24 protein-coding genes are annotated in these 24,306 nt (G+C 41.7%); 10 read left to right on the top strand and 14 right to left on the bottom strand.

Annotated elements, in window-relative coordinates:
* Nucleotide 1: 1 nt before the first annotated feature.
* The 6 genes from ACQY4U_RS01930 to ACQY4U_RS01905 are packed head-to-tail and all read right to left on the bottom strand — an operon-like array spanning nt 2 to nt 7,351.
* On the bottom strand, nt 2-655 hold the full coding sequence (locus ACQY4U_RS01930) for a TetR/AcrR family transcriptional regulator (protein ID WP_428327677.1): 654 nt from the start codon (nt 653-655) through the stop codon (nt 2-4).
* A gap of 45 nt (nt 656-700) precedes the next feature.
* On the bottom strand, nt 701-1,141 hold the full coding sequence (locus ACQY4U_RS01925; protein ID WP_428327676.1) for a hypothetical protein: 441 nt from the start codon (nt 1,139-1,141) through the stop codon (nt 701-703).
* Between the two features lie 26 nt (nt 1,142-1,167).
* Nucleotides 1,168-1,503 (bottom strand): hypothetical protein, encoded by a 336-nt coding sequence (locus ACQY4U_RS01920; protein ID WP_428327675.1) that lies wholly within the window; start codon nt 1,501-1,503, stop codon nt 1,168-1,170.
* Between the two features lie 25 nt (nt 1,504-1,528).
* A complete protein-coding gene (locus ACQY4U_RS01915; RefSeq protein WP_428327674.1) occupies nt 1,529-2,926 on the bottom strand; it encodes an efflux transporter outer membrane subunit in 1,398 nt (465 codons plus the stop codon).
* Between the two features lie 7 nt (nt 2,927-2,933).
* Nucleotides 2,934-6,083: an efflux RND transporter permease subunit gene (locus ACQY4U_RS01910; protein WP_428327673.1), complete on the bottom strand. Its 3,150-nt coding sequence runs from the start codon at nt 6,081-6,083 to the stop codon at nt 2,934-2,936.
* Between the two features lie 38 nt (nt 6,084-6,121).
* Nucleotides 6,122-7,351, bottom strand: coding sequence for an efflux RND transporter periplasmic adaptor subunit (locus ACQY4U_RS01905; protein ID WP_428327672.1), 1,230 nt, complete (start codon nt 7,349-7,351; stop codon nt 6,122-6,124).
* A gap of 494 nt (nt 7,352-7,845) precedes the next feature.
* Here ACQY4U_RS01905 and ACQY4U_RS01900 point away from each other — a divergent pair, with 494 nt between their 5' ends.
* Nucleotides 7,846-8,511, top strand: coding sequence for an SDR family NAD(P)-dependent oxidoreductase (locus tag ACQY4U_RS01900; protein WP_428327671.1), 666 nt, complete (start codon nt 7,846-7,848; stop codon nt 8,509-8,511).
* A 137-nt stretch (nt 8,512-8,648) separates the two neighbouring features.
* Nucleotides 8,649-9,551 (top strand): helix-turn-helix domain-containing protein, encoded by a 903-nt coding sequence (locus ACQY4U_RS01895; RefSeq protein WP_428327670.1) that lies wholly within the window; start codon nt 8,649-8,651, stop codon nt 9,549-9,551.
* Here the strand turns inward: ACQY4U_RS01895 and ACQY4U_RS01890 are convergent.
* A complete protein-coding gene (locus tag ACQY4U_RS01890; protein ID WP_428327669.1) occupies nt 9,546-9,884 on the bottom strand; it encodes a cupin domain-containing protein in 339 nt (112 codons plus the stop codon). The two genes, ACQY4U_RS01895 and ACQY4U_RS01890, sit on opposite strands and share 6 nt — an antisense overlap.
* Nucleotides 9,885-9,912: 28 nt before the next feature.
* The gene (locus ACQY4U_RS01885) at nt 9,913-10,245 is read right to left on the bottom strand and encodes a winged helix-turn-helix transcriptional regulator (RefSeq protein ID WP_428327668.1); all 333 of its coding nucleotides are present in this window, start codon (nt 10,243-10,245) and stop codon (nt 9,913-9,915) included.
* 149 nt (nt 10,246-10,394) lie between these two features.
* Between ACQY4U_RS01885 and ACQY4U_RS01880 the strand changes: the two genes are divergently transcribed.
* The gene (locus ACQY4U_RS01880; protein WP_428327666.1) at nt 10,395-11,147 is read left to right on the top strand and encodes an SDR family NAD(P)-dependent oxidoreductase; all 753 of its coding nucleotides are present in this window, start codon (nt 10,395-10,397) and stop codon (nt 11,145-11,147) included.
* Nucleotides 11,148-11,161: 14 nt separating this feature from the next.
* Entirely contained in the window at nt 11,162-11,920 is a 759-nt protein-coding gene (locus ACQY4U_RS01875; protein WP_428327665.1) for an SDR family NAD(P)-dependent oxidoreductase, read from the top strand.
* 187 nt (nt 11,921-12,107) lie between these two features.
* On the opposite strand, the gene ACQY4U_RS01870 is transcribed toward ACQY4U_RS01875, so the two are convergent.
* Nucleotides 12,108-12,557, bottom strand: a complete 450-nt coding sequence (locus ACQY4U_RS01870) for a KTSC domain-containing protein (protein WP_428327663.1) — start codon at nt 12,555-12,557, stop codon at nt 12,108-12,110.
* A 200-nt stretch (nt 12,558-12,757) separates the two neighbouring features.
* Here ACQY4U_RS01870 and ACQY4U_RS01865 point away from each other — a divergent pair, with 200 nt between their 5' ends.
* Nucleotides 12,758-13,384, top strand: coding sequence for a CatA-like O-acetyltransferase (locus tag ACQY4U_RS01865; RefSeq protein ID WP_428327661.1), 627 nt, complete (start codon nt 12,758-12,760; stop codon nt 13,382-13,384).
* A 150-nt stretch (nt 13,385-13,534) separates the two neighbouring features.
* Nucleotides 13,535-14,269, top strand: coding sequence for an acyl-CoA desaturase (locus ACQY4U_RS01860; RefSeq protein WP_428327659.1), 735 nt, complete (start codon nt 13,535-13,537; stop codon nt 14,267-14,269).
* Nucleotides 14,270-14,388: 119 nt separating this feature from the next.
* Here the strand turns inward: ACQY4U_RS01860 and ACQY4U_RS01855 are convergent, their stop codons facing one another.
* The 5 genes from ACQY4U_RS01855 to ACQY4U_RS01835 form a co-directional block, all read right to left on the bottom strand.
* A complete protein-coding gene (locus tag ACQY4U_RS01855; protein WP_428327658.1) occupies nt 14,389-15,039 on the bottom strand; it encodes an ABC transporter ATP-binding protein in 651 nt (216 codons plus the stop codon).
* A gap of 95 nt (nt 15,040-15,134) precedes the next feature.
* Nucleotides 15,135-15,920, bottom strand: a complete 786-nt coding sequence (gene lpxA / locus ACQY4U_RS01850) for an acyl-ACP--UDP-N-acetylglucosamine O-acyltransferase (protein ID WP_428327657.1) — start codon at nt 15,918-15,920, stop codon at nt 15,135-15,137.
* Nucleotides 15,917-17,326, bottom strand: coding sequence for a bifunctional UDP-3-O-[3-hydroxymyristoyl] N-acetylglucosamine deacetylase/3-hydroxyacyl-ACP dehydratase (locus ACQY4U_RS01845; protein WP_428329717.1), 1,410 nt, complete (start codon nt 17,324-17,326; stop codon nt 15,917-15,919). The genes lpxA and ACQY4U_RS01845 overlap by 4 nt, the downstream gene beginning before the upstream one ends.
* 72 nt (nt 17,327-17,398) lie before the next feature.
* Entirely contained in the window at nt 17,399-18,442 is a 1,044-nt protein-coding gene (gene lpxD, locus ACQY4U_RS01840) for a UDP-3-O-(3-hydroxymyristoyl)glucosamine N-acyltransferase (RefSeq protein ID WP_428327656.1), read from the bottom strand.
* A 178-nt stretch (nt 18,443-18,620) separates the two neighbouring features.
* Entirely contained in the window at nt 18,621-19,853 is a 1,233-nt protein-coding gene (locus tag ACQY4U_RS01835; RefSeq protein ID WP_428327655.1) for an HD domain-containing protein, read from the bottom strand.
* Between the two features lie 242 nt (nt 19,854-20,095).
* Between ACQY4U_RS01835 and ACQY4U_RS01830 the strand changes: the two genes are divergently transcribed.
* The 4 genes from ACQY4U_RS01830 (at nt 20,096) to ACQY4U_RS01815 (ending at nt 24,209) form a co-directional block, all read left to right on the top strand.
* On the top strand, nt 20,096-21,649 hold the full coding sequence (locus ACQY4U_RS01830) for a PglZ domain-containing protein (protein WP_428327654.1): 1,554 nt from the start codon (nt 20,096-20,098) through the stop codon (nt 21,647-21,649).
* 179 nt (nt 21,650-21,828) lie between these two features.
* A complete protein-coding gene (tsaE, locus tag ACQY4U_RS01825) occupies nt 21,829-22,245 on the top strand; it encodes a tRNA (adenosine(37)-N6)-threonylcarbamoyltransferase complex ATPase subunit type 1 TsaE (protein WP_428327653.1) in 417 nt (138 codons plus the stop codon).
* 51 nt (nt 22,246-22,296) lie between these two features.
* Nucleotides 22,297-23,529, top strand: coding sequence for an alanine dehydrogenase (locus ACQY4U_RS01820; protein WP_428327652.1), 1,233 nt, complete (start codon nt 22,297-22,299; stop codon nt 23,527-23,529).
* Nucleotides 23,526-24,209 (top strand): M15 family metallopeptidase, encoded by a 684-nt coding sequence (locus tag ACQY4U_RS01815; protein ID WP_428327651.1) that lies wholly within the window; start codon nt 23,526-23,528, stop codon nt 24,207-24,209. Before ACQY4U_RS01820 ends, ACQY4U_RS01815 begins: the two co-directional genes overlap by 4 nt.
* Nucleotides 24,210-24,306: the final 97 nt, after the last annotated feature.

The following is a 24,306-nucleotide window of genomic DNA, read 5'->3' as shown; positions in this document are numbered from 1 at the left end:
ATTAATCTTCCCAAAAAGGCTGTTTCAATGCGGGTATTACACTTGTAAACCGATAATGATTTTTATAATGGGTAATTACATCTGTTCCGGCCGGAGTAGCTATCCCGCTGATCAAATGTCCGAATATTTCTTCCATTAAATCAATTGATTTATAAGCCGTTGCAGAAAATATTTGTTTATCCGAAATTAACAACAAGCTTTCCAGAAAAAACCTTGACATGGCTGCCACGTTAAAATCATCCTGGTATAGCTGCTGCTTAATCCCTTTTTCAATACTTGTTTTTATTGTTTCAATAATAAAGCCTTCCTTGTGCTGTATCACCGCTAAATAGGCCTTATGATGGTTTTTTTCCAGGTCGTGCAAAATAGCAGGGGTTAATTCCTGATACAGCTGCTGCACATAAATCATTGTGAAAAATAATTCAATAATGGGGTCCTTGCCTTGTTTAATGAATGCTTTACAGTTGCCGGTATTTTGTTGAATTGCCTGTTCAACAAAATGTTCAACTAAGGCGTCCTTACTTTCAAAAAATTTATAAATGGTACTTTTACCAATGCCCAGTTCAGTAGCAATAGTATCCATAGTAACAGACCGGAGGCCGTAATTAAGGAAAAGCTCATGTGCCTTTTGGGCTATTATTGCAGGAGTTTCCATGTTTTAATTAAGCTTAAATTTTATTGATGTATGATTCGCCGGTGATTAGTCAGCAGGGTATACTAAATGCTGCCAGCGGCTATCCACCAATGTGCCCAGCAGCTCATTTATTAAAAACTTGCAAAATGCAATCGTAACCACCTGCTTTTCATTTATATTTTTGGGTGATACCGTGTTTTGATAGCATATTTTAAACTTATCAATCACCGAAAGCCTGTCGTCATAATACATATTGAACCAGGTTTTTATGCCTTGCAATAGCTTGCCCGAAAGCACATAGTCTTTAGGTACTTTGCTTAACAGGTATGCGCTTAAAAAATCGTTTTTAATGATGTTTTCACGGGCATCAGTGTTATTAACATACAGGGTAAAGCAATTCTGTTTATACAGGGTGTCAATTTTTAACTCCAATTCATCGCGCAATTTTTCCGAAAGATCAATGTACCCGGATTCAAATAAAACAGGAGCTTTGAAATTTGCTTTCATATTTTGGTTATTAAAATTTATATAAACTATTTTTTTACACCCCCATGCTTGTAGCATAAGGCTTTGGTAGCATATAATATTGTTTCCACAGATGATTTGCGAAGGTGAATAACAGATTCATGATAGTAGCTGATAACGTGCTTAACCCTTTTATAAAACGATGAAAGTTTTGGCTTGATTAAAACACTGCAGAACGAGTCGATCAATCCGCCAATATTTATTCCTGTTGGATCAAAGTTTCTTACGATATAATCAATCATGATTTTAAAAACAGCAATATCAATCCAGTGCAAACAATTGGATATGTACCTGAATCCTATTGTTTTTAGCTCACTATTAATTATTGCTGTTTGCTTTTCCATTGTCGTTTTATAATATACCGGTTGTTTATTTCCAACCGCCGCCAAGGCTTTGGTAAAGGGTTACTATTGCGGTTAACTGCTGCAGCTTATCGCCTACGCTGCTTAATTGTGCCGCTAAATAGCCTTGTTCTGATGTCAATACATCGGTGTAAGTAACATAACCTCCTTTTAACAACAGGCGGTTATAATCAACCGATCTTTTCCAGGCATCCAATTGCAGCCCGCGTGTAACCGTTTTGTTTTTTGCAGACTGATAGCTGTGCAGCGCGTTTGAAACTTCCTGCCCTGCACCTAAAACCGTTTGCTGAAAGGTGAGCACATATTCGTCATACTGTGCTTTTGCCACCTGCAAGCGTTGCTTGTTAAGCCCATGATTAAAGATGGGTTGCGTTAACCCGCCAACCACATTTGCAAATATGGAGCCGGTATTAAACAGGTTGCCAATGGTAGCAGCTTGCCAGCCACCCTGTGCGGTAATGGTAAGCGAAGGGTAGAAATAAGCCCTTGCCACATTTATTTGCTCAAAATAGTAGCGTACGTTAAACTCGGCCGCCTGCACATCGGGGCGGTTGCTCAATATTTGTGCAGGTAAACCTGTTTGCATCAAAGTATCGGGCTGCTGCACCCCAAGTGAGTCGCGTTGAACAGCACCCGGCTGCCTGCCTATTAAAACACATATCGCGTTTTCGGTTTGGCTGATGTTGTTTTCCAGGTCGGGGATGGTTACTTCCGCAGCGTACCTGTTGGCTTCACTTTGTGCTACCGATGCTTCGTTAACGCGGTTAGCTTGTTTTAGCGCTTTATTGGTTTCTACATCGTTTTTATAACTTTCAACTGTTTCTTTGGTAATGGCCAGTTGCTTATCATAAGCCAGTAAATTATAATAATCAGTAGCAATATTGGCTATCAGTTGTGTTTGCACGGCCCGCCTGTTGGCGTAGCTTTGCAGTAATGAGGCCAGTGCTGCTTTTTGGGCACCTTTTAATTTGCCCCATAAGTCAATTTCCCAGCTGGCAGTACCCGATAGTTCGTAAAGGTTATTGGGGAAGATCCCTAATGAGCCCCCTTCCGAAGCAGATGTACGTTGCCTGGTATATTGCGGTTCAATGCTAAGTGTTGGCAGGTAAGCCGCTTTGCTCTGGCGCAAATTTGCTTCGGCCTGGTTTATCCGGGTAACAGCAATTTTAAGGTCATAGCTGTTGTTTATGCCTTCCTGTAGTAAAGCCTGTAGCTTTTGATCGGTAAACATTTGTTTCCACGAGATATTAGCCATTGATGCCGTATCCCCCTGGTTTGTACCCCGGTATAAACTATCCGTTTTAACCTGCGGGCGAACATACTTTTGCCGCGAATTACACGATGGCAACAGGATGATGGCTGCTGCAACTATTACAGCAAGCCTTGCTAAATATTTTAAGTTCATAAACATTTTATTTATTGGGTACCATGCCATCGGTTAATTCATCATCTTTTGCTTTTCCGCTAAACTTATCTTGCAGGGTTTGGAAAATAATATACAGCACCGGGATTACGAATACACCGAATACCGTACCCACCAACATACCCCCAACTGCGCCTGTACCTATTGAGCGGTTGCCTATTGCGCCAACGCCTGATGCAAACATTAGCGGCATTAAACCAAAGATGAAGGCAAGTGAGGTCATCAATATAGGGCGCAAACGGGCGGTAGCTGCTTCAATAGCGGCTTGTACTATGTGCATTCCCTTTTCGCGCCTTGCAACTGCATACTGTACAATAAGGATGGCGTTTTTGGCCAAAAGGCCGATCAGCATCACTACCGAGATCTGCATGTAGATATTATTATCAATACCCATTATTTTGGCGAAAAGATATACGCCTGATAATCCAACGGGTAAGGAACACAATACCGATAACGGGATGATATAGCTTTCATATAATGCGCTTAGCAGGAAGAATACAAATATTACGCACAAGGCATATATGAATATGGTTTGGCTCCCTGCACTCTCTTCTTCCCGCGATAAGCCGGAGTAATCAAAACTATAACCTGCAGGCAAGGTTTTGGCCGCAGTTTCCTGTACGGCTTTAATGGCGTCGCCGCTGCTAAAGCCAGCTTTTGGGCTGCCTAATACCGATATATTATTAAATAAATTGAACCTGGATAAACTTTGAGGCCCGTTAATTGGCGTAAGCGTAACAAATTCAGACACAGGAGCCATAGTGCCCGATGAATTTTTAACGTAAATATTGTTAAGGCCCTGCATGTTGCTCCGGTATTTGTCGTCGGCCTGCACCATTACCCGGTATTGTTTGCCAAACTCATTAAAGGTAGAAGCATAAAGGCCGCCATAATAACCCTGCATGGTGCTGGTAATATCGCTTACCAGTACACCGGCTTGCTTAGCCCTTGGCACATTAACCGACATAAGGTATTGCGGGTAATTAGGGTTGAAACCTGTAGCGCCGTACAATATCTCGGGCCTTTGGTTCAATGCGCCTAAAAAGCCACCTGCAACTTTGTAAAAATCCTGTATGCTGCCGCCGGTTTTATCTTGCAATTCAATAGTGAAACCGCTTGAGTTACCAAAGCCGGGAACAGTTGGGGGAGTAAAAAACAGGATCTTCGCATTTTTTATGCCTGCGGTCATCCCAAAAAGCTGACCAATAACATCATCAATTTTTACCCCTTTTCTATCATCCCAGGGTTTTAGTTTAAAAAACAAGAGTGCAAAGTTGCTGCCATTGCCATTAATAATACTTACGCCCGTTACCGCCGCTGAATGTATAATTACAGGTATTTTATACGACATGTTGTTTACCATAGTTGCCACAGCCTGCGATTGTTCAAGCGATGAACCAGGCGGCAGGCTAATATCAGCAATGATGGTACCCTGATCTTCGTTGGGCACAAAGCCGCTTGGGGTTGTTTTCATGGTGTAAACCAGCATGGCTAAAAAACCAAGCACAACTACGGGTACAATCCATCGTTTTTTGCTTAAAAAGCCAATTGATGTCTGGTACTTTTTCTTTAATGCATCAAACCCAACATTAAAGGCTGCATAAAAACGCTGCAACAGGTTTTTCTTTTTTGATTCGTGCTCATCATGCGGTTTAAGGAACAAAGCACACAACGCCGGGCTTAACGTTAGGGCATTAATAGCCGAAATAACAATTGCCGAAGCCAGTGTTAAACCAAATTGCTTAAAAAACACACCTGAACTGCCGCTGATAAATGATACCGGGATAAATACTGCTGCCATAACCAAAGTAATGGCTACGATGGTTCCACCCAGTTCACTCATAGCATCAACCGATGCATCATGGGCAGATTTATAGCCCTCATCCAGCTTGGCGTGTACCGCCTCTACCACAACTATGGCATCATCCACCACAATACCAATGGCCAGTACTAAGGCAAATAAGGTTAAAAGGTTAATGGTAAAGCCGAAAAGGCTGAGGCAGGCAAATGTACCTATGATAGATACCAATACAGAAATACCCGGGATTAAGGTTGACCTAAAATCCTGAAGGAAAACAAATACCACAATAAACACCAGGATATAAGCTTCAATAAGCGTTTCAACTACTTTGTTTATAGATGCACCTAAAAAATCATTGGCATTGATTAGGGATACATAACTAACCCCTTTTGGAAATGTTAAGGAAGCCTTATCAAGCGCGGCAACAGTTTCTTTAATAATGGTTTGGGCGTTTGAGCCCGCAACCTGGGTTACCGCAATAACAGAGGCCGGTTTATCATCTGTGCTCAGCGCGGTTGAATAAGTAAGTGAACCTAATTCAAGCCTTGCTATATCTTTTAACCTTAATACCGAGCCATTGGCATTTGATTTCATTACGATGTTGCCAAACTGGGCGGTATCAATCAGTTTGCCTGTATATTGAATGGTGTATTGAAAAACCTGGTTGCTGTTTTCGCCAAACTTACCCGGTGCCGCATCAATATTCTGTTCGGCCAGGGCATTGTTTACATCGCCGGGGGTTATGCCATAGCTGGCCATTACATCCGGTTTAAGCCAGATCCGCATGGCGTAATCCCTTGCGCCAAATGCCGTTACACTGCCAACTCCATTTATCCTTTTAATTTCGGGGATGAGGTTAATGTTGGCATAGTTGTTTAAAAAGGTTTGGTCGTAAGCGGGGTTATCGCTTTTTAACGAGAAAATAAGCAGGTTGCTGCTTTGTTGTTTTTGTACGGTAACGCCTGCTTTGGTAACCTCGGCGGGTAATACCGGGCTGGCAATTGATACCCTGTTTTGCACGTTTACCGCATCAATATCGGGGTTAGTGCCCAGTTTAAAATAAATGGTTATGGTGGCTCCGCCATCGTTTGTTGCCGATGAGGTAATATAGGTCATTCCTTCAACACCGTTGATCTGCTCTTCGAGCGGAACAATCACATTGCGTTGTATTACCCCTGCGCTTGCACCCGTATAGGTTGCAGATACCACAACCGTAGGCGGGGCTATTTCCGGGTATTGCGAAACGGGCAGCCCCAGGTAGGCCAATACGCCCAGTATCACTATCATAACTGATATTACTGTTGATAATACCGGTCTTTCTATGAATATTTTAAGCATAATAATGTTTCTTAATTTCAGGCAGACTGCCCGGTTCCTTATTTTTGTTTTAAGCTATTCTTAGCCGGGTGTTTAGCTGCGGCATACAAGGTATCGGCATTAACCGGCATGGGTTTTATAGCCATGCCAGGTTTTAAATTTGCAACGCCTTCTATCACAATTCTGTCACCTGGTTTTAAACCGCCCTTCACTATATATAAGTTGCCTATGGAATTTTGAGATAATTGAACGGGGGTGTTTACTGTGCTGTCTTTATCGCTAACGGCGTACACAAATTTTTTACCCTGCAAATCATATGTAGCATTTTGAGGGATCAGGATGGCCGTATCTAAAGGGACAGGTATACTGATGGTTGCGCTGTTCCCGCTTCTTATCAACCCAAGGGAGTTTGGGAAATTGGCCCTTAAACTTACTGAACCGGTTTCGGTACTTACCATACCGCTTGCCATTACTATGCGGCCTTTTACCGGGTACTCGGTGCCATCTGCTAATATGAGCGATACATCTGCGGTTGTGGCCAGCTTATCTTTAAGCGTTTTTCCTTTGGTGATTCGTAAAAACTCCAGCAGTTGCTTTTCGTTTAATGAAAAATATACATATACGTTTTGCGTATTGTACACAGTGGTAAGCGGATTAGTAGATGTGCTGGTTATTAAACTGCCAACTTTATAAGGTATGGTACTGATCACCCCGTCGGCCGGGCTGGTTAAATAGGTATAACCCACATTCACTTTCGCGTTTAGTAAGTCGGCTTTTGCCGATGCCAGGGATGCTTGTTTTGCTTGTAAAGTATATTCGTCTGATTTCAGTTCGTAATTACTGATGATATTTTTATCAACCAGCGGTTTTACCTTCTCTACATTCATCTGGGCGGTCATTACATCAGCTTCAGCTATTTTTACCGATGCTTCTGCACTTCTTAAGGCTGCATCATATTGCGGATTCCTGAGTTGAAAAAGCGGCTGCCCTTTGTGCACCACCGCACCTTCATCAACAAATATTTTTTCAATATAGCCGTCAACTTTAGGGCGTATCTCAATATCCTGTTCGCCTTGAATGGTTGCGGGATAAGTATTGTACATAGTGGCCGCGCCTGAGTAAACGGCTGCGGTTTTATAAGGTGCAGGCCCTGTTGGGGCACCTGGCCCACCCGGGCCGCCGGCACCTGCACCCGGTTTAGCCCCGCTATGGCAAGCTGCAAATAACAGGGGGAAGGTTGATAGCATTGTAAACGCTATATGTTTTTGGAGTGATTTGATCGTTACCATGAATGTTTTAATTAAAATCTTAACTATACATAGCCTGAGTTATTCAGGCTATTTTTAAATTTTGTAACGGGCAGCTCAGCTACCCGCATAAACGCGGATAAAGCCGTTTACCAATTAATTAAGCAAAGGTTGGATAAATGAGAACCCCAAAAAATGTTGAAAGGGGGAAGAAATATGTCTATATGGCGCAAAATGGAACCTGGCAGCATTTGTTAAGTGTATAAACAAAAGCCGCTGGTTTAATATACCTTACCTAAGTAAGCCTGTATGCGGTGTATTGTTTTGCTTAATGCCTGTTTATTATAAAAGCTACAATAAACAGGGCAATATGAGCACCTCAATCGGTTTTTGAGCTTTTGCGCCTTTAATTGAAAAAGCGTGCAGATGACATAAAACGCCCACATTTAAACATTCTTATGCGCTTTAATCTCCTGTTACTTTGTTGTGTGCTTAGCGCAGGTTTATTATTATCAGGTTTTGTAAATCTTTATCAGATGTCCTTAGAAAAAAAAATAGTGCTGATCGCCGGGCGTAAAAGCATAGCCATGATCAGCATAGTAAAGATGCTTTTAAATGAAAAAGCTACCATCATAGTGGTTGCAAAAAGCGCATCCGATCTGGATTTTATAAATGAGATCAAAGCGGCCAACGATGAGGCCAATCTGGTTACTATTTTGGTCGACTATCCTGATTATTATAAAGCCGTTGAAATTGTTGACGAGATCACAGAATCATTTGGCCGCATAGACGCCTGCATCTTCTATTTCGAATCGCCGGCAATTGAAGTTCACCTGCTGGATACAGATATTACTGATTGGGAAAAGATGGTGGAGCTGAATATTTCTGCCTATTACGTTGCCGTACGGTCGGTTTTTGAGGCCATGAAAGTAAACCGGCAAGGCTTGTTTGTAAGTATCCATGAACGGTTAACGGACTGCGCTCATCACTCATCAAAACTGGCGCAATTATCAAAAAGTATCCATAAGGAAATGGCCGGGATGTTTTTTGATGAACTTGAAAACTTCGGTATCCGGTTTTATCATTTGTTAGTTGAAAAAGAAGATGATGCCGAAAGCGCAGGCCCATTTGTGCGCCAGTTATTTGAAACGGGAATACCTGCTAAAAGCGATTTGTTTTTACACATACCCCAGCGTAAATAACAGTAGCTGTTTGATACATATAAACGAAGCATAAAAAATTAAATTTTAAGGGCAACGCTAATTTTACACGCCGCAGAACACGATTAGCTATCTTTATGCCTACTTTTAATTAGTTTTTAAAACGTCATTTTGCTAATATGCCGCCAATACCACCCTTTATTCAGCGTTATTCTATCGGCGATTTGAGTGCAGATTTGGGAACTGGCAGTAACGCTACGGATTTTCGTGTTTTTAAAAGCGATGAGGGAAAAATCAGTGATAATTTTGTAGGGAGGCCGGTACGTTCTGACCATTTTACGGTAGTCCTGATAGTAAGGGGAGAAGCCGCGATAAAGCATAACCTGATCGATTATATTCTCCCTAAAAAAAGTTTGTTCATTATCACCCCGCATGTGGTTCACCAGTTTCAAAGGCCTGTAGATGATTATTATATAATCGGCATGAGCTTTTCTCATGATTTTATGGGACAGGCCCATATATCTGAAAAACACATAGACGCGTTCGATTTTTTTTCTTCCCAAAGCAAACCCCAATATTTTTTGAGTGATATGGAAGCTAAAATTATGGAAGATTTGTTGCTGCTGTTAAAGGAGAAAGACAATGCCGATGAAGCACATCCTTTCAAAAACGAGATCATTTATCATGGCTTTAACCTTTTTCTGTATGAAATGGCCGCCATTTTAAAAAAGCACCGGCCAAATGAAAACGTAAAGCTAACCCGTAAAGAAGATATTGCAATCTCTTTCATCAAAATGCTTTCGTCACATTTTAAGGAAGAAAGAGGGGTTCAGTTTTATGCAGATGCCCTTTTTATTACACCAAAACATTTGAGCAAAACGTTAAAGGAAATTACCAATAAAACCTGCAGCGAACTGATTGATGAGATGGTGATAACCGAGGCTAAGATTTTATTGGAAGACATGGGGCAATCTGTAGCCAATGTTGCGGCACAGCTTCATTTTAGCGATCAGTTTTTTTTCAGCAAGTTTTTTAAAAGGCATACGGGCATCAACCCAAGTCAATATAAAGTACAGCTATAAATTCACCCTGTCGCCATGTGCTTTAGGTTCCGAGATCACTAAAAAATGCAGATCTGTAGCCCCATTATTTAAGATACGGTGCCTGGTAGGCGCGCTGATATGGATTGATTCTCCGGCCAAAACGGTTTTTAACTCTCCTTCAACCTCAAAAGTTGCTGTACCCTTCAGGATATAAAACACCTGCTGTGAGCGCTCGTGATAATGCAGATTTTCGCTGGTTGCAGGCGGCATGCATTCTTGTATAACACTTAAGCTATCAGAGCGCAGCAAATGCCAGCCATCACATTGATTGCCCCAATTATAATGTTCAGCATTTTGGGTAGATGTTATCATAACGGTTCTATGCCTTAATATTCCTAAATCAATCTTTGTTTATTCCTGAGCCTGGCCCGACAACTTTCTTCCGGTGTAGCGTTCCCCAGTCTGCCAAATTAGTGATGATGGTTTGTAGCGTGTTGCCGTGATCCGTTAATTCATATTGAACCGATATGGGTTGTGTATCTAAAACGGTTCGTTTTACCAGCTGGTTTATTTCCAGTTCCTTTAATTCTTTGCTCAACATCCTGTTAGAAATTCCTTCTATATCATTCAAAATATCCGAAAACCGTCTTTTACCGTAACAGCAAATAGATGATATTATGGAAATCTTCCACTTCCCATTCAGCGCGTCCATTGAGTCTTGAACGGCTCTCATCCTTTTCTTTTGTTCCTGCTGAAACTCTGCTATTTTACACTGCATAATGTTACTTGGTTACACCGATGTTACTGTTATTATTCAGTACAAAGTTACTAATAGTAACTTTAGTAGTCTACCTTTGTCGCTCAGTCTTTAAAAAAGAAATCATGAATAGATTAAAAAATAAAGTAGCAGTTATTACAGGTGGTAATAGTGGCATTGGGTTTGGAATTGCCCTGGAGTTTAAAAATGAAGGCGCTGTAGGCGCTATCGTTGGCAGAAATCAGGATACTCTAAATAGTGCTGTGGCGCAGCTTGGAGATGATTTTATAGCCGTAAATGCCGATGTAACCAACCTTACCGATTTAGAGAGGGTGTTTAAAGAGACAGCTGCAAAATTTGGTAAAATAGACGTGGTTGTGGCCAATGCAGGTGCCGGAGCGGTAGGAACTGTGGCAACTTTTGACGAAGCCGCGTTTGACCAGGCAATTGATCTGAACCTGAAAAGTGTTTATTTCACGGTTCAGAAAGCGTTGCCTTATATGAATGATGGTGGTTCTATTATTTTGATTGGGTCAAATGCTGCACACAGGGCCTATGCCAATTTTACGCTTTATGGCGCTGCAAAAGCGGCCGTTATCTATTTAGCAAAAGGATTTTCAAGCGACCTTTTAGATAGAAAGATCAGGGCAAATGTGATCACACCAGGCACAACAGATACCCCGGCATTTGACAAGTTTGTTCCGGCGGAACAAATGGAAGCAGTTAAAAAACACTTTGCAGATCAAATGCCGATAGGCAGGATCGGGCAACCGGCTGACATTGGTAAAACAGCAGTTTTCCTGGCATCTGATGATTCTTCGTTTATGCTTGGTGCTGAACTTCTGGTTGATGGCGGTATGACCTATTTAGCTAAATAATTAATCTCACAAAAATGAATAGATTAAAAAACAAAGTAGCCGTAGTTACGGGTGCTTCAAAAGGAATAGGTGCATCTATAGCAAAATATTTTGCGGCAGAAGGTGCAAAAGTTGTTGTAAATTATGCTTCAAGTAAAGAAGGAGCGGATAAAGTGGTGAAAGCCATAACCGACGGCGGAGGCATAGCTATTGCGGTACAGGCTAATGTATCAAAAGAAGGAGATGTAACCCGGCTGTTTGAGGAAGCAAATATAGCTTTCGGCTCATTGGATATTTTGGTAAACAATGCGGTCCATCAGGGATACTTACCCATTGAACAGGTATCGGAAGAAGCCTTTCATCAGCACTTCAACGTGAATGTTCTGGGCCCTATACTTACTATTCAGGCAGCTTTAAAACTGTTTGGAAATAAAGGCGGCAATATCATCAATATCAGTTCGGGTGCCAGCAAATACCCGCTTCCGGGGGCCTCATTGTATTCTGCAACTAAAGCTGCTTTGGATGCCATAACGATCTCCTTGTCGAAAGAACTTGGCGCAAAAAATGTTCGGATCAATTCTATTTTGCCTGGCGCTACAGACACAGAAGGTGCAGCCAGCGCGGGCGTTACTGCCGGCAGTGAATATGAAAAAATGTTTATAGCCAATACACCGCTTGGCCGCAGAGGTAAGCCCGAAGATATTGCAAAAGCTGCAGTATTTCTTGCTTCCGACGATGCGGCCTGGATCACCGGAGAACAAATTTCCGTTTCAGGTGGTATGTATGGTTTTTAGTGACGGTGACTTTCAATGATTGATAAGGCTTTAGTTTATAAAAGTTATATCAAATAAAAAAAGAGGTAGTCAATTTTGACTACCTCTTTTTGGGTAAATGATGGGGCTCGAACCCACGCCCATCATCACCAATATTTTCCTTTTGAGAGTTCGGGTCTCTCTTCGGGCACATTACAAATATTTAAACTTATGCGCTTGCAGTAAGCTTGCTGATGCTGCGGTATACATAAGCGTTAAAAATATGCCTGCGGGCAAATCTTCCCGGCGAATCCGCATTGATCAGTTTTACATAAACAGCCTTTGGCACATCAAAATATTCGTACGAGTTACCGTCAGTAAAATGAACGGTTAACACCTGCGATTTAAATTCAAAATCTAAAATGGCGGCATTGCCGGTAGTTTCGCCATACTCCGCAATAGTTTGGTTGCGTGTCTCTGGTGCTATGCTTACCAAAAAGTGGTAGGCTTCAATAATGGTTTTGCTTTTTTCTTCGGCTTCGGTCCTGCTTTCAACACTATCCTGAAATTTGTCGGGGTGCCAGGTTTTCATCAAACTACGGTAAATGGTTTTTAGTTCCTGTAGTTCAACCGCCTCATTAACACCTAAAAGCTTCCTGTAATCAACTATCTTTTTCATAACGTTAAGTCTTAATTTATTATCGTTAATGATGAAAGCAATTGATTATTAAGCGCTTTATTCAAGGTGATAATTTTTTGCAAAGTTACGCTTTTTAAATTTCTATTCAAATAGCGGAGTATGAATAGCTTTTATAAGCAATAATCAGTTAAAACCAGGGCCTGTTTTTAATTGCTTAATCTTATTTTTGCACTCAGATAATGAAACAAAAACTTGACATAAATACCTGGGACCGTAAAGAGCATTTTAACTTTTTTAACCAGTTCGAAGAGCCCTTTTATGGCGTATGCGTAAATGTTGACTGCACCGCGGCTTATAAGTTTGCAAAAGCAAATAAGGTTTCCTTTTTTGTGTATTACCTGTACCTGGCCTTGGTGGCCTCAAACAGGATAGTGCCCTTTAAGCTCCGCATAGAAGGGGAGGATGTTTTTATATATGATGAGATAGATGCCGGATCAACCGTGGGGCGCAGCAACGGAACTTTTGGATATGGCTATTATAAGTATTACCCAACGTTTGAAGAATTTAATACTGAGGCCGGTAAAGAGATTGAACGGGTTCAAAACCGTACCGACCTGGTGCGGTCGCCGGCTGCAAATGTGATCCGCTGCTCGGCATTACCATGGATAGATTTTACCTCGGTATCACATGCGCGCATGTTTTCGGTAAAAGACAGCTGCCCCCGTATTTCCTTTGGTAAAATGACCGATAGTAACGGTATAAAGTCAATGCCTGTATCAATCCACGTACACCATGCACTGGTTGATGGCCTGCACGTTGGGCAATATATTGATTGCTTCCAGGAGCTGATGAACAAAGGCGTTTAATAATCCTATCTGCTCCATATCAAAAAATATTAAGGCCAGTTGCTATTGTCAATTCAATGCCCTCTTTGTTGTTTTATGCCCTTCAAATAATTTTAATTGTATCTTTGGTGAAAATAAAAAGCATTTCCATTACCCATTATATAATACCGCGTGATAATTTTAATATTCTTTCTTGCACACTGGTTCCTTTCCTTGTTCTTCCAAACATTTTATCTGCATCGCTACGCATCACATAAAATGTTCAGCACCAATAAGTTTAATGAACGTGTTTTTCACCTGTTAACTTTTATTTGCCAGGGTTCGTCATTTTTAAATCCAAGGGCGTATGCCATTATGCACCGTGAGCACCACGCTTACAGCGACACTGAAAAAGATCCGCATTCTCCATATTTTTTTACCGATGTTTTCCAGATGATGTGGCGCACGGCACAAAGTTATAAGCTGTACGAAAAACGCTTAAAAGAGCCTGATGCGCAGTTTAAAGGCAGCTATCCGGAATGGCGCCTGCTTGATTACTGGGGATCAACCATTTTTTCGAGATTGGTTTTTGGTGCTTTGTACATAACATTTTACGTGTTTTTTGCTACACATTGGTGGATGTTCTTATTGCTGCCTATCCATTTTATGATGGGGCCTGTTCATGGTGCTATTGTTAACTGGTGCGGTCATAAATATGGCTACTCCAATTTTGATAACGGCGATAAATCAAAAAACACAACCCCATTTGACTTTTTTATGTTGGGCGAATTGTTCCAGAATAATCACCATAAACGCCCAAACAATGCAAACTTTGCAGCCCGCTGGTTTGAGTTTGATCCCGTTTACCCGATAATGAAGTTTATGCACTGGATACGCCTGATAAAGCTCAGAGAAGCTTATATATAACAGGAGCAATTCTATAAAATATTAAAGGCTTAGCAGATTTTTCTGTTAAGCCTTTTGTTTTGCATTCGTCTTTCTCCTTATAAAAAAGATAAGGCCTTTCGCCCTTTACCTTTTCACTTTTAGCCCTTAGCCTCAATACCTTTCACCCCGGCTCCCTTAAAATCAACTATACTTAACCTTTCATCACAAAAACTATATTCATGTTCCTGGTTAGAGCATACAATGGTTAGCCGGTTGGCTGCAAACTGCTGTACAAGATTCAAATACCAGTCTACACCTTGTGTGTCAAGATTAGATGTTGGTTCGTCCAGCATCAGCATTGGGGTGTCAGAACAAAAGGCAAGTGCCAGCTTAAGCCGTTGTTTCATACCTGATGAAAAATATTTGATAAGCTTGTTTTTACTGGTTTGCATAGCCAGCAGATCAATTACCGCCGGTTTATCAATACCTGTTTTATAGGATTTAAATTTGAAATGAAAATCAATCACTTCGCTTAAGGTAAACTCTTCAATAAGTTCAAGGTAAGGTGCTGCAAGGCTCAGGTGTTTGTAAACCTCCTCAATAGCTACTAAGCTGTCTTCAAAAAAATAATTGATCTTCCCGGTTGAGGGCGACAGGCTACCATTTAAAACCTGCAGCAAGGTTGATTTTCCAGAACCGTTAGGCCCTAAAATAGCATAGGCCTTACCAGCAATAAAAGTATGGTTAACCCCCCGGAATATCCAGTCGCGGTTAAAACGGCGGCCAATGTTTTCGAGGATGATCTTCATTTTTGTGTGAAAAACGGCGTTTACTGGATTTGAAAAAAGGATCTATTGAATTTTATTCAGTAAATCCTTCTAAATCTTAATGCTTGCCCGGTAATTTATGAATTTCCAAATCCCTTCATGATACCACGCTGCGAGTTTTGCACAAAGTTGATGATCTCGTCGCGCTCAACAGTTGGGTTAAACTCGGCCTCAATAATATCAAGGGCCTTGGTCATGTTATATTTTTTAAGGAATATGATGCGGTAAATTTCCTGGATCTCGTTAATGGTTGCTGCCGAAAATCCTCTGCGGCGCAGGCCTACAGAATTTATCCCGATATAGGATAATGGCTCACGACCGGCCTTGGTATACGGAGGAACATCCTTACGTACCAGTGAACCACCGGAGATCATGCTGTGGGCGCCTATCTCAACAAACTGGTGCACTGCTGATGTGCCGCCAATAAAGGCATAATCATAAACATTGATGTGGCCAGCAAGCTGTACCGAGTTTGCAATGATCACGTTATCGCCAATAACACAATCATGTGCTACGTGTACGTAAGCCATCAGCAGGCAATTGCTGCCTATGGTGGTGGTGTTTTTATCTAAAGCAGTACCGCGGTTAAGGGTTACACATTCGCGGATAACGGTATTGTCGCCAACAGATACTGTGCTTTGCTCGCCACGGTATTTTAAATCCTGTGGCGGGGCCGATATTACTGCACCCGGAAATACGCGGCAGTTTTTACCTATACGCGCACCATCCATTATGGTACTGTTGGAACCTATCCAGGTGCCTTCGCCAATTTCTACATCCTTATGAATGGTAACAAATGGCTCAATTACCACATTATCGGCAATTTTTGCCTGCGGATGTATGTATGCTAAGGGCTGGATCATTCTTCTTCTGTTTTTTGTCTTTTTACTATTTGTGCCATCAGTTCGGCTTCAACAACTATACGTTCGCCAACCATCCCTACACCCTTCATTTGTGCTATGCCCCTGCGGATAGGCGCCAGCAAACTGCAATGGAATATAATTGTATCGCCAGGCACCACCGGTGCTTTGAAACGTGCATTTTCTATTTTAAGGAACAAGGTAATATAATTTTCAGGATCGGGAACTGTATTTAATACCAATATACCGCCCGTTTGTGCCATCGCCTCAATTTGCATTACGCCCGGAAACAACGGTGTACCCGGAAAATGACCCTTAAAAAGATCCTCGTTCATGGTTACATTCTTTAACCCAACCACATGGCTTTTAGTAAGTTCAAGGATCTTATCGATCATCAAAAACGGCTGCCTGTGCGGAAGAATGTTCATTATTTGAACGGTATCATATACCGGTTTAGCATTAGGGTCGTAAATTTTTATGTGCTTACGGCTTCTTTCTTTTTTTATTAAGGATTTTATCTTTTTTGCAAAAGCCACATTAGCTGCATGGCCAGGCCTTGCAGCCATGATATGCCCGCGTAAAGGAACGCCAACCAAAGCAAGATCGCCGATCATATCCAGTAATTTGTGCCTGGCCGGTTCATTCTGGTGGCGCAGCTCAATATTATTTAGTATTCCCTGCGGGGCAACTTTAATATCCTTGCGGTTAAATATTTTTGCTAAATGGGCTAATTCTTCGTCATCAACATCCTTATCAACCACAACAATGGCATTGTTAAGGTCGCCGCCTTTTATCAGGTCGTGCTTTAAAAGCATTTCTAACTCGTGCAAAAAGCAAAAGGTACGGCACGATGCTATTTCTTTATTAAACTCGGCAATGGTTGATATGCTTGCATGCTGGCTGCCCAGTACCTGTGAGTTATAATCAACCATACAGGTAAAGCGGTAATCATCCAAAGGCATGGCTACCATTTCAACCTTACGGTCGGGCTCAGAGTAGTGAATGTTATAAGGGATATGGTAGTATTCGCGGTCGGCTTCCTGTTCAACAAAGCCTACGTCTTTAATAGCATCAACAAACTGGATTGAGCTGCCGTCCATAATAGGAGTTTCGGGGCCGTCCATATCTATCAGCACATTATCAACCTCCAAACCAACAAGGGCTGCTAATACGTGTTCAATAGTGCTTACACTGGCACCATTTTGGGTAATGGTAGTACCGCGCGAAGTATCAGTTACGTTATCAACGTCGGCATCAATTACAGGCGAGCCTGCAATATCAATCCGCCTGAATTTATACCCATGATTTTCTGGAGCGGGGTTAAAGGTAAGAGTTACGCTTTGGCCGGTATGCAAACCCGTGCCCGAAACTGAAACCGGTGCCTTAATAGTCTTTTGCTTTACATTCATATCATCAAAACAGTTCATTGTCCATTAGTTCAAATTGTAAATTGGTGTATAGCTCAATCATGAGCCGGCGAACTAATGCGCTTCTTTTTTTAATTCTGCAATTATCTTTTCGAGTTCGTTTATCTTTTTTTCAAGTGCAGGCAAGCGGTTTATAACCACGTTAGACCGCATATTGTCAGTATACCCTATAGCAGGCGAACCGGCCCACTTTTTACCTTCTTCTTTTAATGACCGGCCTATGCCTGCCTGGGCCTGTATCTGTGTGCCTTTTGCAATGCTTACATGCCCAACAATACCCACCTGGCCGCCAATTATACAGTTTTCGCCAATTTTGGTACTGCCTGATATGCCGCTTTGGGCTGCCACCACCGTGTTTGACATGATCTCCACATTGTGGGCAACCTGGATCAGGTTATCAAGCTTTACCCCCTTGCGGATAATGGTTGAACCCATTGTAGCCCTGTCAATGGTAGTGTTTGAGCCTATTTCAACATCATCCTCAATAATTACATTGCCTATCTGGCTTATTTTGCTGTAAGTGCCATCGCCAACAGGGGCAAATCCAAACCCATCGGCACCTATAATAGTGCCCGAATGGATAATTACATTACTACCTAATTTGCAATCGAAATAAATTTTAACCCCGGCGTACAAAACCACATTATCGCCTATAACTACATCATCCGCAATATAGGTTTGCGGGTAAATTTTGCAATTATTACCAATTTTAACATTGGGCCCAATGTAGGCAAACGCGCCAACATACACGTTTTCGCCAAGTGTTGCCGATGGGTGTATATAGCTGGGCTGTTCAATGCCTTTTTTGTTGAGCTTTAAGGTGTTATACATTTCGAGCAATACGGTAATTGCTATATATGCATTTTCAACCCTTATCAGGCTTGCCTTTACAGGCTCGGCCAATATCTGGTCGTTATTAACTATTACCAGCGATGCGCCAGTAGTATATAAATACTGCTCATATTTAGGATTAGCCAAAAAAGATAAGGAGCCTTCCTGGGCCTCTTCTATCTTAGCCAGTTGATTTACCGATACAAGCGGGTCACCTTCAACTGTTCCATTAAGTATCGTAGCAAGTTGCTGTGCGGTAAATTGCATGGGCAAATTTAAATGTTAATATTAAAAGCAGCAAACTAATAATTGGCGGCTGGCGGCCAGTTCCGGAGCCCGGAAAATCCCTGAAAACGAACCCTGATTTACTAATTTTTTGCTAAACTGAATTTGTTATTTATATAAAATATGCTGATCTGCCTTTCATACGGATAGTGTATGCCCACTATTTATAAATCAGCTCTTTTTTGTAGCAAAGTATGTATTTTTTTACGGTTTTTGCTAATGCCTCCAGGTTTGAATTATCGCTGGCAGCGGTAATATCCTTAACCGATCCATTTTTCATCAGGATCATTATATTACCATCGCCTGGTTTATAGGCATTATTACGTATGGTATCTTCAAAAACATAGTAGGCTGCATCCTTTTCACTAATCCCGTATTTTTTAATTGCTGCTGCGGTAAGTTCGGCAATAAATTGCTGATCGGGCGGCTCATTGGTAATATCAACCTTGTACAGATCGCGGTTAACCAAATCGCGGCATAGTTTTGATAATATGGCACAATCATGCATGGCCCAAACCTTTACTGCGGCCATAATATCGGTATCATCCAATGTGGCAAAAGTTTCCAGGTAATGGTCCTCGTTCATAAAAGCTTCCCGGCTTATCGGCTCTTTTAAAAACTTACTTAACGCAGGCGTAGTAAAAATTTGTTCGCCCTGTAAGGCAAGCTCGCGGCTGCGTTTCAAAATTTTCACCAGCATTTGCTCGGCAGCTATTACGGTTTTATGCAGGTATACCTGCCAGTACATCAGCCTTCGGGCTATCAGGAATTTCTCGATAGAATAGATGCCTTTTTCTTCAACCACCACATGATCATCCTTCACGTTAAGCATTTTGATGATCCGGTCTGAACTGATCACCCCTTCAGATACGCCGGTAAAAAAACTGTCGCGGTTAAGGTAATCCATACGGTCCATATCAAGCTGGCTCGATACTAACTGGTGCAGAAATGCGCGGTGGTAAGTACCATCAAAAATACTGATGGCCATAGTGAGCTGCCCATTAAACTGGATGTTCAGCTTTTGCATAATCATGGCAGAAATATCCTCGTGCGAGATATTTACAACAATACTTTCTTCCAGCGCGTGCGAGAAAGGGCCGTGGCCAATATCATGTAATAATATAGCAACAGTAACGGCTTCTTCTTCCTGGTCCGAGATCTCCTGCCCTTTATTGCGCAGGGTTTCAATGGCTAGCCCCATCAGGTGCATAGCGCCCAGTGCATGATGAAAGCGGGTATGCAGAGCCCCGGGATAAACCAGGTGCGTCATCCCCAATTGTTTGATATACCTTAGCCTTTGAAAATAAGGGTGTTCAATCAGGTCAAATATCAGATCGGTAGGGATGCTGATAAAGCCGTAAACGGGGTCGTTAATTATTTTCTTTTTATTCAATGTGCTTTATAAACGGTGCAAAAATGTTAAATAATGGTAAAAGCCGGGTCTTTTTATTGTTAATTTTTGTTAATACCTTTAATTATCTGCAACAAAAGCCCGTGCTTTGTGGTTAATACCTTTTTGTCTGACCAAAGATCCAGCTAATTTACGAACTGACAGAATTAATAACTCATTAATGTACTACCTCAAATTCATTAAATTATAGTTCTGATAATACATCTACCTAATTTATATATACCATGCAAGATACCACCATTTTATGGGCCGATGACGAAATCGATCTTTTAAAACCGCATATACTTTTCTTAACCGAAAAAGGTTACAAGCTAACTACCGTAACCAATGGCTATGATGCTGTTGAAGCTTTTAAGAACGGCTACTTTGACCTTGTTTTTTTAGATGAGAACATGCCCGGATTAACCGGACTGGAAACACTATCGCAAATAAAAAGCATCAACAACGATGTGCCGATAGTACTCATTACCAAAAACGAAGAAGAATACCTGATGGAAGATGCCATCGGATCAAAAATTGATGATTACCTGATAAAACCTGTAAACCCTAAACAGATACAGCTTACCATCAAAAAGCTTACTGAAAACAAACGCCTGGTAACCGAAAAAACTACTATGGCCTACCAGATGGATTTCAGGACCCTGGGGATGACGCTGAATGATAACCTGAGCTACCAGGAATGGGTTGATGTTTACAAAAAGCTTATTTACTGGGAACTGGAATTAGAGAGCCTGGAAGATGCAGGTATGCACGAAATTTTGACCTTACAAAAGGCCGAAGCCAACGTACAGTTTTGCAAGTTTATTGAGCGTAATTACATCAGGTGGTTAAAGGAGCCTGAAAATGCACCTATCAATTCATCGCAGTTATTTAAAAAGAAGGTTTTCCCTTTGTTAGATGGTAAGGGGCCTGTGTTTTTTATCCTGATTGATAATTTAAGATACGATCAGTTCAAGATCATTAACCCGATACTTACCGAATATTTCAGGCTGGAAGAAGAGGATGCTTATTACAGCATTTTACCAACAGCAACCCAGTATGCACGTAACTCTATATTTTCGGGTCTGATGCCTTTGGATATGGAAAAACGCTATCCGCAGATGTGGCAGAACGACGAGGATGAAGGCGGAAAGAATTTATTTGAAGGCGAATTTATTACCGACCAGATAAAACGTGTACTGCGTAAGGATATTAAACATTCGTACCACAAAATTCTGAATATTGACGAAGGCCGCGCATTGAACGATTCGGTTAGTAACCTGATGACGAATGACCTGAACGTAGTGGTTTACAACTTTGTTGATATGCTGTCGCATGCCCGTACTGATATGCAGATGATCCGTGAGCTGGCCAGCGATGATGCCGCTTACCGTTCATTAACCTTATCATGGTTTGAGCATTCGCCTTTGTTTGATCTGCTTAAGTTTTTAGCTTCTAAACAGGTAAGGGTGGTGATCACTACCGATCATGGTACCATCCGTGTTAAAAATCCAAGTAAAATAGTAGGCGACAGAAATACCAATACCAATCTGCGTTACAAACAAGGTAAAAACTTAAACTTTAACCCTAAAGAAGTTTTCCATGTACGTAACCCGCACGATGCTATGCTGCCCAAGCTGCACGTAAGCTCAAGCTTTGTGTTTGCTAAGGAAGACAGCTATTTTGTGTACCCTAATAACTATAACCATTTTGTTAATTTTTATAACGAAACGTTTCAGCATGGAGGTATCTCACTTGAAGAGGTGCTTATCCCGATAGCTGTTTATGGGCCGAAATAATTATTAATTATTTATTTTTGTACAAATCCACGCTTCATTTCGAGGTACGAAGCAATCGCCAACTTTACAGAGCGGTATCAAAAGCTCAAACTTTTGCAGCCTTTCTGTAAGTTTAGCGATTGCTTCTTTGTTCACCATTACAATTGCGGGGTTGATTAATCGGATAAAAATAAAAAAAAGTGTTACTAACTATTCCTTCACTTTCAGATCTTCCATCGGCAGCAGCAGCCATTATTGCGCAGGCCGGCAGCAATAAGATTTTTCTTTTTTATGGCGATATGGGCGCCGGGAAAACCACGCTGATCAAATCACTTTGCGAATGTTTAGGTACAACAGAAACGGTTACCAGCCCTACGTTTTCTATCGTTAACGAATACATCGGTACTGATAACAGGATCTTCCATTTTGATTTTTACAGGCTCAAAAATCAAAGCGAAGCATTTGACATGGGGTATGAAGAATACTTTTACTCTGATGCCTATTGCTTTATTGAATGGCCTGAAAGGATTCCCGACCTGTTGCCAGCGCATTACGTGAACGTGAAGATCAGGGTATTGAATGATAACACGCGGGAGATAATTATTGATAAGATTTAATATAAACCTAAGGGTTTTTACTTATCTTCATCATCGCAGAATAAATAGCCAATGAGTTCAGGGAAATACAGTGGATTTTCGGACATAGCCAAGCAGGCTATGATGCAGCCCCAGGAGTCGGTGCTGGAGGTTAAAAATAAAAAGAAGAAGTTATACATCGGTATCCCCAAAGAGATCTCGTTTCAGGAAAACCGTATTCCGCTAACGCCCTTGTCCGTAGCCTTGCTGGTTAATAATGGCCATGAGGTAATGCTGGAAAGCAATGCCGGGCAGGCCGCCAACTTTTTGGATAAGGATTACAGCGAGCAAGGGGCACAGATAGTTTACGATACCCAAAAAGTTTACGAGGCCGACATCATTATAAAAATTGCCCCGCCAACCCTGGGCGAAATTGAAATGATGAAGCCGGGGCAAACGCTCATCTCGGCCCTGCAACTCTCAACCCTTAAAGCCGAAACTATCCATGCCCTGCTTAATAAAAAGATAACGGCACTTTGTTTTGAGCATTTACGCGATGAAGGTAACTCCCTAAGCGTAGTAAGGGCTATGAGTGAGATAGTAGGCGCAACCTCCATATTAATAGCTGCCGAATACCTAAGCAATATATTTAACGGCAAGGGCCTGATGCTTGGCGGCATAACTGGCGTACCACCTACCGAAATTGTAATATTAGGTGCCGGTACCGTTGGCGAATATGCAGCCCGCACCGCCATATCGTTAGGTGCCGAAGTAAAGGTTTTTGATCCTTCAATTTATAAATTGCGCCGCTTGCAAAATAATATTGGCAGCAGGGTATTTACTTCAGTTGTGCAGCCCATTGTTTTAGAAAAAGCTATTACCACCTGCGATGTAGCCATTGGCGCTATGCGTGCCGAACATGGCCGCAGCCCCTGTATCGTATCAGAAGCTACGGTAAGCAAAATGAAACCCAACTCGGTAATTATTGATGTAAGTATTGACCAGGGCGGTTGTTTTGAAACATCCGAAGTAACCAACCATACCCACCCGGTTTTCAGGAAGTATGATGTTATCCATTATTGTGTGCCAAATATTGCATCGCGGGTAGCGCGTACCGCTACGTATGCCCTCACTAATATATTCGCCCCCATATTGCTTGATATTGGCGAACATGGCAGCTTAAAGAACCTGATATGGCAAAAACAAGGCATGCGAGATGCGGTTTATGTTTATAATGGCCATTTAACCGACAAGCACATTGGCGAACGTTTTTCAATCCCCTGCAAGGAGCTTGATCTGTTGATCGTATCGCACAATAAAACATGAGATACCTTATTGCCTTAAGCCTTTTTATTGTTGTTTATAATACGGCCACAGCCCAGCATTATAAATACATTGACAGCGCAAAGGTGATGGGTTTAAGAAGCTACAGGCGCGAGGTAAAAGAGCAGCCGGAATCGCGGTTGGTTGAGATCAAAAAATATATTCCCGGTATAGCACTCGATATCCGGTATGCTACTACCAATAATTTTACCCACCAGCGTATGTACCCGCAGGCAAAGGCATTTGCCCGCTTACCCGTGGTGTTGGCTTTAAAAGCTGTTGAGGACGATTTAAAAGCGCAGGGCCTTGGATTAAAAATTTACGATGCCTATCGCCCGTACTCCATTACCGTAAAGTTTTACGAAACCACACCCGACACTAATTTTGTAGCCGATCCGCGCCGCGGCTCAAAACATAACCGGGGCTGTGCCATTGATTTGGGCCTTATTAACCTGAAAACCGGTAAAGACCTTGATATGCCCACCGGCTTTGATAGCTTTAGCCGGAAAGCCGCCGCTAACTATCCCGATTTGCCCGCGTTGGAAATTACTAATCGCGAGATCCTGAAAAATGCAATGCAGGCTCATGGCTTTAAGGTAATAGCAACAGAGTGGTGGCACTTTGATTTTAACGGATGGCAAAAATTTCCACTGCTTGACATCTCTTTTGCAGCGGTTGATTAACAAAGGTTTAAATTCCCGGCAAACATTTTTAGCTGTTTACTATTAATACAATAGATAATTGAATTGATAGTGACAGCAATATAATTTACAATGGTTT

It is taken from the genome of Mucilaginibacter sp., from assembly GCF_965277465.1.
Taxonomy (GTDB): domain Bacteria; phylum Bacteroidota; class Bacteroidia; order Sphingobacteriales; family Sphingobacteriaceae; genus Mucilaginibacter.
The sequence above is the reverse complement of the archived record's forward strand: the minus strand, read 5'-3'. Positions and strand labels throughout refer to the sequence as shown.